The organism is Corallococcus sp. M7 (genome assembly GCF_054512695.1).
The window spans coordinates 7150649-7162022 of the sequence record NZ_CM137252.1 but is presented as its reverse complement, the minus strand read 5'-3'; the positions used below and the strand labels follow the sequence as shown (position 1 = coordinate 7162022).

At 71.6% G+C, this 11374-nt stretch carries 3 protein-coding genes; 1 reads left to right on the top strand and 2 read right to left on the bottom strand.

The features are described 5' to 3' along the window. Together ACX114_RS28625 and ACX114_RS28620 are read right to left on the bottom strand one after the other, a co-directional pair. Nucleotides 1-4659, bottom strand: coding sequence for a type I polyketide synthase (locus ACX114_RS28625; protein WP_459289680.1), 4659 nt, complete (start codon nt 4657-4659; stop codon nt 1-3). Between the two features lie 44 nt (nt 4660-4703). Next, a complete protein-coding gene (locus ACX114_RS28620; RefSeq protein ID WP_459289678.1) occupies nt 4704-10076 on the bottom strand; it encodes an amino acid adenylation domain-containing protein in 5373 nt (1790 codons plus the stop codon). 921 nt (nt 10077-10997) lie between these two features. Here ACX114_RS28620 and ACX114_RS28615 point away from each other — a divergent pair. After that, on the top strand, nt 10998-11372 hold the full coding sequence (locus ACX114_RS28615) for a hypothetical protein (RefSeq protein WP_459289676.1): 375 nt from the start codon (nt 10998-11000) through the stop codon (nt 11370-11372). Nucleotides 11373-11374: the final 2 nt, after the last annotated feature.

Genomic DNA, 11374 nt, shown 5'->3' with positions numbered 1-11374 from the left:
CTACTCCTCGTCGGAGGCGCTGTCGCCCCGGCGGTTCGCGCGGCGCGCACGGCGGCGCTCCCCGCGGCTGAGCGCCTCGGTCTCCTCGGGCGCGGCTTCCGTGTCCTCGCTGCCGCTGGCGGCCTTGAGCAGCTTCGCCAGCGCCCCCACGGTGGGGCCTTCGTAGAGGGTGACGGCCGGCAGCGCGACGCCGAACTGCTCGCGCACGCGGGCAATCAGCTTCACGCCGACGAGCGAGTTGCCACCCAGCTCGAAGAAGTTGTCGTGCACGCCGACCTGGTCGATGCCCAGCGTCGTCTGCCAGAGGCGGGCGATCTTCTCCTCCAGCTCGTCACGGGGCGGCACGTAGGCGTTCTGGAGCGCGGGCCGGGGCGTGGTGCCCAGGGAGGAACCCGCCTCCTGCTTCGCCTCCGCCTTCTCCTGCGCGGCGGCCGGCTGGGCCCACTTGCGCGCGCGGGCGCGCAGGTTGCTCGTGGACACGGCCACGTGGGAGATGGCGCCCAGCTGGAAGAGCTGCTCGAAGGCGTCCTCGCCCTCCGAAGCCGTGATGGCCAGCGCGCCGAACGGGCTCTGCGCGCCGCCCGCGCGGGACTCGTACTGCCACGCGTCCCAGCCCACGCTCATCCACGGCACCGGCGACGTCTGCGCCTGCTTCGTGGCGAACGCGTCCATGAAGGACGTGGCCGCCGAGTACGACGCCAGGCCCAGTCCGCCCAGCACCGCCGCCAGCGACGACGACAGCACGCAGAAGTCCAGCGCGCGTCCGCGCACCGCCTCCTCCAGCGCGTACAGCCCGCGCACGCGGCCGTGGAAGGTGTCGCGCACGTCCTCGGGGCGCGTGTCCGGGATGGCGCGGAAGAGCGCCTGGCCCACGTCACCCGCCGCGAACACCACGCCGTGCAGCGCGCCGAAGTGCGTCAGCGCCGCGTCCACGGCCTCCTTCACCTGGACCTTGTTGCCCGCGTCCACGGAGAGGGTGTGCACGTGGGCACCCAGCGCCTCCAGCTCGCGCACCTGACGGATGCGGCGGGAGACGGCGTCGTCCTCGCCATGCGCGGACAGGTGCGCGTCCCACTGCGAGCGCTCCGGCAGCGCCGTGCGGCCCGCGAGCACCAGCTTCGCCTTCGCGCGCTTCGCCAGCGACTTCGCGTGGGAGAAGCCCAGCGTGCCGAAGCCGCCGATGAGCAGGTACACGCCCCCGTCGCGCAGCGGCAGTTGGGCCGCGCGCGGCGCGTCCGCCGGCACGTGCTCGAAGTGCTGGACCCAGCGGGCCCCGCCCCGGTACGCGATGACGGTCTCCAGCTTGGACGGCGTGGCGGCCTCGGACAGCAGGGCCTCCACCAGCGCCGTCTCCTGCCAGCTGCCGGAGGGCGGCAGGCGCACGTCCACGGCCTTCGCGGACAGGTGGCCGTACTCCTGGGGAATCACGCGCACCGGGCCCAGCACCGTGGCCAGCTCCGGGTTGGGCGCCTCGTCGCCCAGCGCCTGCATGCGGTTCGTCACCGCGACCAGCGACACGGGACGCGTGCCCGGCTGACGGCCCAGGGCCTGCGCCAGGGACAACAGCCCCAGGAAGCCCTTGCCCAGCGCGGACTCGAAGTCCGCCTCGCCGTGCGCGTCGTCCAGGCCCAGCGTGCCCAGGTGCAGCACGTGGTCCGGAGCGCGGCCCTGCGCGGTGAGCGCCTCCAGCACCGTGGCCTCGCCGCCCAGCGCGAGCGACCAGTGGTGCTCGTCGTGCTTCGCGGTGACGGCGGCCGGGGTGATGCGCACCACGTCCTGGCCGGCCTCGCCCAGCTTGAGCGCGAGCCGCGCGCCCAGGCCCTCGTTGGAGTCGTCCGGGAGCAGCAGCCACCAGGTGGCCTTCTTCTCGCTCCAGGTGCCCTGTGGCGACGGCAGCGCGCGCTGCCACGACGGCAGGTAGAACCAGCGGGCCACGGGCTGCTTCTGGTCCGCGGACGCCCACTCGGCGCGCTCGCCGTCGGCGGCGGTCTCCTTGCGCGGGTCCACCCAGTGGCGCTGGCGCTCGAAGGGGGACGTGGGCAGCGCGATGCGGCGGCGCTTCTCACCGCCACGGAACGCGTCCCAGTCCGCCTCCACGCCCTCCAGCCACAGCCGGCCCAGCGTGGCCAGCACGTGGTCCAGGTCCGCGACCTGCTCCTTCGGGTGGCGCAGCGAGTTGATCAGCGCGTGCTTCGCGCCCTTGTCCGGGTGCTGCCGCGCCAGCGTGACGAGCGTGTTGCCCGGGCCCACCTCCAGCAGGATGGCGTCGGACTCCTTGAGCAGCTCGCCCACGCCGTCCGCGAAGCGCACCGCGCCGCGCAGGTGCTTCGCCCAGTAGTCGGGGCTCGTGGCCTGCTCGGCCGTCACCCAGGTGCCGGTGACGTTGGACAGGTACGGCTTCGTCGGCGCCTTCCGGGCCACCTTACGCACCGCCTCGCGGAAGGCGTCCAGGATGGGGTCCATCATCGCGGAGTGGAACGCGTGCGACGTGTGCAGCCGCGAGGACGCCAGGCCCTGGAGCTTCAGCGTCTCCACGAACGCGTCGATGAGCGGCGTGGGGCCGGCGACCACGCACGTGGCCGGGCTGTTCACCGCCGCCACGGACAGGCCCTCGGGCAGCATGGGCGTGACGTGCTCTTCCGGCAGCGACACCGCGAGCATGGAGCCCGCGGGCAGCGACTGCATCAGCCGGCCGCGCGCGGCCACCAGCGCCAGCGCGTCGTCCAGGCTGAACACGCCCGCGAGGCACGCCGCCACGTACTCACCGATGCTGTGGCCCACCATCGCGTGTGGCGTCACGCCCCACGACTCCCAGAGCTTCGCGAGCGCGTACTCGATGACGAAGAGCGCGGGCTGGGTGAGGTCCGTCTGCTTGAGGCGCTCCGACGCCAGCTCGCGGGACTCCGCGGCCGGGTAGAGCACCGTGCGCAGGTCCAGGCCCAGGTGCGGCTTGAGCTTCTCCGCGCAGGTGTCCACCTGGGCGCGGAAGGCGCTTTCCGTCTCGTACAGCTCGCGGCCCATGTCCACGTACTGCGAGCCCTGCCCGGAGAACATGAACATCACCGGACGGCCGCTGTTCTCCGCGCTGCCGCTGAACACGCGGCCCGGGGTGCGCTCCGCCAGCGCGGAGGCCAGTTCCGCCGTGGTGCGCGCCACCACCGCGCGGCGCTTGCCGAAGCGCTTGCGGCCCACCTGGAGCGTGTACGCCACGTCCGCCAGGTCCACGTTCGGGTTCTCGCGCAGGTGCGCGGCCAGCCGGTCCGTGGCGACCTCCAGCGAGTTCTCCGTGCGCGCGGACAGCAGCACCACCTGCGCGGGCAGACGGGCCTTGTCGGTGGCGGGCAGCTCCGGCGCCTCCTCCAGGATGGCGTGCGCGTTGGTGCCGCCCATGCCCAGCGACGTGACGCCCGCGCGGCGCGGCGTCTCACCGCGAGGGAAGTCGCGCAGCTCCGTGTTCACGTAGAACGGGCTGTTGGGGAAGTCGCACGCCGGGTTGGGCGTCTTGAAGTTGAGGCTGGGGGGAATCACCTTGTGGTGCAGCGTGAGGGCCGCCTTGATGAAGCCCACCGCGCCCGCCGCCGAGTCCAGGTGGCCGATGTTGCTCTTCACCGAGCCCAGCGCGCAGAAGTTCTTCTTGTCCGTGCCCTGGCGGAAGGCCTGCGTGAGCGCCGCGACCTCGATGGGGTCACCGACCTTGGTCGCCGTGCCGTGCGCTTCGACGTAGCCGATGGAGTCCGGATCCACGCCCGCGACGGCCTGCGCCAGCGCGATGACCTCCGCCTGGCCCGCGACGGCCGGGGCCATGTAGCTGACCTTCTGCGAGCCGTCGTTGTTCACCGCCGAGCCGCGCACCACCGCGTAGACGGTGTCACCGTCCTTGAGCGCGTCCGACAGGCGCTTGAGCGCGACCACCGCCGCGCCGTGGCCGGCGACGAAGCCCGCGGCCTCCGCGTCGAAGGTGTGGCAGTGGCCGTCCGGCGCCGTGGTGCCACCCTCGTGGTACAGGTAGCCCGCCTTCTCCGGGAAGTGGATGGACACGCCGCCGGCCAGCGCCATGTCGCACTCGAACGACAGGAGGCTCTGGCAGGCGTAGTGAATGCACGTGAGCGACGTGGAGGACGAGGACTGGACCGTGACGGCCGGCCCCTTCAGGTCCATGCGGTACGCCACTTCGGTCGTGAGGCTGTCCTTGTCGTTGCCGATGGACGCCTGGAGGCTCTCCACCGACGCGACGTGCGCCAGGTGCGAGTACAGGTTGGAGAGCAGGTACGTGTTCATGCTCATGCCGCCGAACACGCCCACGCGGCCGGGCTGGCGCTCCGGGCTGTAGCCGGCGCTCTCCATGGCCTCCCACGCGCACTCCAGGAAGACGCGGTGCTGCGGGTCCATCAGCGCGGCCTCGCGGGGGTTCATCCCGAAGAAGGCCGCGTCGAACTGGTCCGTGTCGCCCAGCGTTCCGCGGGCCTTCACGTAGTTGGGCGCGCGGACCATGGCCGGGTCCGCGCCCTCCGCGATGAGCTCCTCGTCGGTGAAGAACGTGATGCTCTCCACGCCGCCGGTGAGGTTCTTCCAGAACTCGGCGATGGTCTTCGCGCCGGGAAGCCGGCCACCCAGGCCGATGACCGCGATGCCATCCACTTCGGGGGTGTCAGTGCTCATGGAGCCGTCCTTCGAAACCTGGGGGTGTGTCTGAAAGTCGTTCGTTACTTGCGGCCGCGCGCCTGCTGACGCCGCGCCTGGGCGGCCCGGCGGCGCTCCGCCTCGTCCTTGATCTTCTGGGAGGTCGCACCCGAGTCCTCGCCCTTGTTCGCGAGGTGCTGGGCCAGCGCGCTCACCGTGGTGAACTTGAACATGTCCACCAGCGCGAGGTCCGCGCCCAGCTCTTCCTTGAGCCGCCGGTGGGCCTGCGCGATGAGCAGCGAGTTGCCACCCAGCTCGAAGAAGTTGTCGTTGAGGCCGACGCGCTCCACCTTGAGCACCGCCGCCCAGATGGCCGCCACGCTGCGCTCCACCGCGCTCTGCGGCTGGGCGTAGGCGACGCCGGAGGCGAGGCGCGCCCCTTCCGGCGCGGGCAGCGCCTTCGCGTCCACCTTGCCGTTGGGCGACAGGGGCAGCGCGGACAGCGGCACGTACGCGGACGGCAGCATGTACGGCGGCAGCCCTTCCGCGAGGAAGGTGTTCAGGTCCGAGTGCGTGGGCGCGGGCTCGCCCAGCACCACGTAGGCCACCAGGCGCTTGTCGCCAGGCGAGTCCTCGCGCGCCATGAGGAACGCGTCCTTCACGGCCGGGTGGCGGCGCACGGCGGCCTCCACCTCACCCAGTTCGATGCGGAAGCCGCGGATCTTCACCTGATCATCCGCGCGGGACAGGAACGTGAGCACGCCGTCCGGCAGCCAGCGCGCGCGGTCGCCCGTGCGGTACAGGCGCTCGCCGGCATGGAAGGGGTCGGAGATGAAGCGCTCGGAGGTCAGCTCCGGCCGCTTCCAGTAGCCGCGCGCCACGCCCAGGCCGCCCACGTACAGCTCACCGGCGACGCCCACGGGCAGCAGGTTGCGCTCCGCGTCCAGCACGTACACGTCCGTGTTGATGACGGGCCGGCCGATGGGCACCCACGCGTGGCCCTGGAGGTCCTCCACCGCCATGCGGTGGTAGGTGGAGCACACGGTGGTCTCCGTGAGGCCGTAGCCGTTCACCACCGGCACCGTGGCGAGCAGCTTCTCCACGTCGCTGGCCACCAGCGCCTCGCCGCCGGAGAGCACCAGCTTGAGCGGAGGCAGTTGCTCCAGGCGAGCGTTGAGGCCCGCGATGACCGCGGGCACCGTGCTCACGATGGTGACGGTGTGGCGCGTGATCAGCTGGAAGAGCTTCTCCTGGTCGAGGATCTCATCCTCGGTGGGCAGCACCAGCGCGCCGCCCGTGCACAGCAGCGGGAGGATCTCGCCCACGAAGCTGGCGGAGGCCACCGATGTGAGCGGCAGCATCCGGTCCGTTGCCCCAGGCGCGTAGGACTCCACGAACGAGCGGACGAGGTTCGCGAGGCCGCCGTGCTCCAGCATCACGCCCTTGGGCTGGCCGGTGGAGCCGGAGGTGTAGACGAGGCACGCCAGGTCCCCGGCCGCCACCGTCGCGGCGGGCGCGGAGGACAGCTCTCCGTCCAGCGGCTGGTCCACGAACAGCGTGCGCGCGGACGTGCCGGAGGGCAGCGTGCGCTGGAGCCAGGACTGGGTGATGAGCACCGGCGCCTGCGTGTCGCCCAGGATGAAGGCCACGCGCTCGGAGGGGTAGGCCGGGTCGATGGGCACGTACGCCGCGCCCGCGGCCATCACCGCCAGCACGGACACCAGCGTCTCCACCGAGCGCTCCAGGCAGATGCCCACGATGTCGCCCGGCTTCACGCCCGCGCCGCGCAGCCACGCGGCCAGTTGGCCCGCGCGAGCGTCCAGCTCCCGGTAGGTGAGCTGCGCGTCCTTGAAGAGGACCGCGACGTTGTCCGGCGTGCGAGCCACCTGCGCCGCGAAGAGCGCGGGCAGCATGTCCGCCTGCGTGAGCGGCACGCGCGGACCCTTCCAGGTCTCCAGGAGCTGCTGCTGTTCGGCCTGCGTGAGCAGCGGCAGCCCCGCGAGCGCGCGGCCCGGCTGCGCGGCGATGCCGGACAGCAGCGTGGCCAGGTGCCCGGCCATGCGCTCGATGGTGCCGGCCTCGAAGAGGTCGGTGTTGTACTCGAAGGAGGCCACCAGCTCGCCGTCCGCCTCGCCCATGGTGAGCGTCAGGTCGAACTGCGCGCCGCCGTGCGACAGCACCAGCGACTCGATGGGCAGGCCCGCCACGGTGGACTTCGCGCCCGGGATGTCCAGGGCGAAGGGCGTGAGGCCCCGCTCGTCCAGCTTGGAGGCGCGCTGGTAGACGAACATCACCTGGAACAGCGGCGAGCGGCTCTGGTCACGCACCGGCTGCAGCCGGTCCACCAGCGCGCTGAAGGGGTAGTCCTGGTGCTCCAGCGCGCCCAGCATCGTCTGGCGCGTCTGGGCCAGGTAGTCCGTGAAGGACAGCGACGGGGACGGCCGCGTGCGCACCACCAGCGGGTTGACGAAGTAGCCGGTGATGCCCGCCAGCTCCGCGCGTCCGCGGCCCGCGCTCACCACGCCCAGCGTGAAGTCCTGCTGGCCGGTGTAGCGGTGCAGGAGCACCTGGAACGCCGTCTGGAGCACCATGTTCGGCGTGGCGCCGTGCTCGCGCGCCAGCGTCTTCACCGCGCTCGCGACGTCCGCGCTCAGCCGGGTGGTGTGGACGCGGCCATTGAAGGTCTGCGCCGGGGGACGCGGGTGGTCCGTGGGCAGGTCCAGGACGGGCAGCGTGCCGGACAGCTGCTCGCGCCAGTACTTCTCCAGCGCCTGGCCACGAGCCCCGGTGAGCATCTCCGCCTGCCAGCGCGCGTAGTCCGCGTAGGTGCGCGCGGGCTGCGCCAGCGTGGGCCGCTTGCCCAGCTTGAGCGCCGGGTAGAGCGCGTCCAGTTCCTCCGCCATCACCGCCAGCGACCAGAAGTCGGTGACGATGTGGTGCATCGCGATGAGCAGCGCGTGGTCCTCCGCGGACCGCGACACCAGCCTCACGCGCAGCAGCGGACCCTTCTCCAGGTCGAACGGGCGGCGGGCCTCGGCGGACAGGTGCTCCGCGACCTGCGCGTCGCTCCAGCCCTTCGCGTCCGTGGTGGTGAAGTCCAGCGGCAACTCCGCGTGCACGCGCTGCACGGGGCCGGTGGCCGCCATGACGAACGTGGTGCGCAGGGCAGGGTGGCGGGCCACCAGCGCCTCGAAGGCGCCCTTCAGCGCGTTCGCGTCCAGCCCCGCGCGCACGCGCACCGCGACGGGCACGTGGTAGGCGGCGCTCTCCGGCGCGAGCTGGTGCATGAACCACAGCGCCTGCTGTCCTCCGGACAGGGGCGCGTCACCCGTGGCGGACGAAGCGGCCACCGCGTTCGAGGCCTGCTGGGACGGGGGCGCCGACATCAGCGTCACCACGACCTCCGCCAGCTTCGACAGCGACACGCCCTGGAGCACGTCGGACAGCGGCAGGTCGATGCCCAGCCCCGCGTCCACCGCGCTCTTGAAGTCCACCGCCATCAGCGAGTCCACGCCGTAGGCATGCAGCGGCTTCTGCGCGTCCACCTGCGCGGTGGGCAGCCGCAGCACCTGCGCGGCCTGCTCCTGGAGGAACACCGCCACCATGGCCCGGCGCGCGGTGGGGTCCTGCACCACCGCCAGCATCTTCTGCAGCATGCTGGTGTCCGGGCCCACGGGCGCGGGCGCGGCGGCGGCCTCCGGAGTGGCGGTCTTCACGGCCTCGGGCGCCGGGGCGGCGGCCGCGGCGATGACGCTCTTGTGCAGCGCCTCCAGCGTGTCCGCGACGTACTCCGCGCGGGTGGCGAAGCGCTGGATCTTGCCGCTGGACGTCTTCGGGATGGCGCCCGGCCCCAGCAGCACCACGCCCTGGGCCTGAAGGTCGTGCCCGGCCGCGACGGCCTGCCGGATGCCCTGCGCCAGCGCGTCCAGGTCCACGCCATCGCGCTCCACCGCGCGGCGGTCCACCTCGGTCACGACGACCAGGCGCTCCTCGTCGTCCTGCTCGATGGAGAACGCCGCCGTGCAGCCGGGGCGGATGGCGGGATGGGCGGACTCCACCGTGCGCTCGATGTCCTGCGGGTAGTGGTTGCGCCCGCGGATGATGATCAGGTCCTTCAGGCGGCCGGTGACGAACAGCTCGCCGTCCGAGAGGAAGCCCAGGTCGCCCGTGCGCAGGAACGGCGTCGGGTCGCCCGTGCCCGCCAGCGGCTGCTGGAAGGTGGTCCGCGTCTGCTCCTCGCGGCCCCAGTAGCCCTGCGCGATGCTCGGACCGGCGACGCGGATTTCGCCCACCTGGCCCGCCGGCAGCGGCGCGCCCGTCTCCGGATGCGCGATGACCAGGCGCTGATCCGTGAGGTTGCGGCCGGAGCCCACCAGCGTCTGGGCACCGGGGCTCGCCGCCTCCTTCGCCACCACGCGGTTGTCCTTCAGCGCACCCCCGTCCACGGTGCGCTGCACCGGCAGCTCGCGCTTGTCACCGCCAGAGGCGATGAGCGTGCCCTCCGCCAGGCCGTAGCAGGGATAGATGGCCTCCGAGCGGAAGCCCTGCGGACCGAACGCCTCCGCGAAGCGCCGGAGCGTGTCCGGCATGATGGGCTCCGCGCCGTTGAAGGCCAGGTCCCAGTGGCTCAGGTCCAGCTTCGCGCGCTCCTCCGGCGTGCTCTTGCGCACGCACAAATCGAACGCGAAGTTCGGACCGCCGCTGGTGGTGGCCTTGTAGCGGGAGATGGCCTCCAGCCAGCGCATGGGGCGCTTGAGGAAGTCCACCGGGGAGAACAGCGTCACCGGGAAGCCGCCGTACAGGGGCTGCAGGATGCCGCCGATGAGGCCCATGTCGTGGTACGGCGGCAGCCAGATGACGCCCTGGCTCTGCGCGGAGTGACCGAAGCACGAGTGGATCAGCTTCGAGTTGTGCAGCAGGTTGCCGTGCGTCAGCACCACGCCCTTGGGCGAGGACGTGGAGCCGGACGTGTACTGGAGGAACACCCGCGTGTCCGTGGCCACGCCGGGGTCCTTCCACCCCTCGGCGACCTCCGCGTCCAGCGTGTCCGTGGCGATCCAGTGCAGCTCCCGCAGCTCTGGCGCCTGCTCGAAGAGCATCTCCCCCATGCCGTAGATGAAGTCGGTGGTGAGGGCGATGGTGGCCTGCGCGTCCTGGCTGATGGCCAGCAGTCGCGGCAGCGTGCGCGCCAGGCGCATGGGGTCCGGCGGATAGATGGGGACCGCGATCACGCCCGCGTACAGGCAGCCGAAGAACCCGGCGATGTAGTCCAGCCCGGGCGGGTACAGCAGCAGGGCCCGCTGGCCCTGGGCACCGCGCGCCTGGAGCGCCGCCGCGATGGCGCGCGCCTTCTGATCCAGCTCCGCGTACGTCAGGTGCGCTTCGTCCGTTTCCCCGTCCAGCAGGAACGTAAAGCCCCGGCGGTCTCCCTGGGTGCTTGCGCGGACGCGAAGCAATTCAACCAGAGTGGAAAACGCAAAGTCGGGGACCGGGGAAGAACCGGGCGTGATTCCGGTAGACATGGACGCGACTCCTGGGAGGCGGGGGTGTTCCGTGCACGGGGAGCACGGAGACGCGGATTCAGGGGCCGGGGGGCTGCTGTCTCCCGGCAAGACAGGGTTTCAAGGGCTCAGTCGCAATCAGCACCCGCCGTGAAGGGGCGTTGTTTCGCGCATGTATCGCCTGACGCGCGCGCGAGCAATCCCCCCCACCCACATTGGCGCCACGCCGTCCCTCGGGCACGGCGGAAAGCGCGTGATTCTGGAGCGGGGCAGGGTGCGAATTTCATGAGGACGGAATTCGGAGAGCGTCTGAGCCGTGGGTCACTTCATCGCGCGAATGGAGGGACATTCAAATGACCCCCAAGGTCGGAAACCCGGGGACCTCCTCCGTTCGCGGGATAGTGCGCGCGGTGTCCGTGTAAACGTGACACATCGGATCATGCGACGGGAACACGCGGAGTGTATGGGTCCGCCTCCCCGCGAGCGTCTTGCCAGGGCGGAATCGCCCCGAACCTGTCTGTGTCTGTGAATTGCCAGCGAAAATAGGATTCCTTGGATTCGTCAGGAGAGTGTTTGAGGAGGATAGGGGGTGGGTCCGACACGTCCCTGCGCGCTCTTGTCGCACGGGGGGCACATGGCGTGCGTGGTAGACGCCGCGCGGGAGCGTGAAGGCCATGCCGGGATGGAGTCGCGACGTGACGCGGTGGACGTGGAGGGCGCTGATCCTGTGTGGCGCGTTGGGGTGCTCCGCGGAGCCGGGGATGGCGGTGGTGTTGGACGTGGACGTGGACGCGGGCGTGGAGCCGGGGGCCCGCGCCGACGACGTGCGCGAGTGGAAGCATCTGGACCGAGGCGACGGGCGGCACCGGGGCCACCATGGCGCCGGGCCATGCCTGCCGGAACTGTCACCTGCGGCAGGCGCCCTCCGTGGCGTACTTCTTCATGGGCACGGTGTTCCCATCGCTCCACGAGGCGGACGGGTGTGATGCCCGGCTGGCGGAGCCGGCGAAGGTGAAGGTGGAGATCCTCGACATGGAGGATCAGGTCCGGCTCACGCTGGTGCCGAACGCCTCGGGCAACTTCATGTCCGCGACGCTCCAGCCGCCCTTCCCGATGCCGTACCGGGCGCGACTGGTGGGGCCGGATGGCGCGTCGCGGGTGATGGCCACGCCGCAGGGCAACGGGGACTGCAACAGCTGTCACACCGAGCAGGGCGCCCAGGGCGCTCCGGGGCGCATCGCGCTGCCGTGAGG

What these genes read in the sequence shown, in the direction of transcription:
- ACX114_RS28625 (WP_459289680.1), bottom strand. Translation starts at nt 4,659, where the DNA reads ATGAGCACTGACACCCCCGAAGTGGATGGCATCGCGGTCATCGGCCTG.
- ACX114_RS28615 (WP_459289676.1), top strand. Translation starts at nt 10,998, where the DNA reads ATGGCGCCGGGCCATGCCTGCCGGAACTGTCACCTGCGGCAGGCGCCC.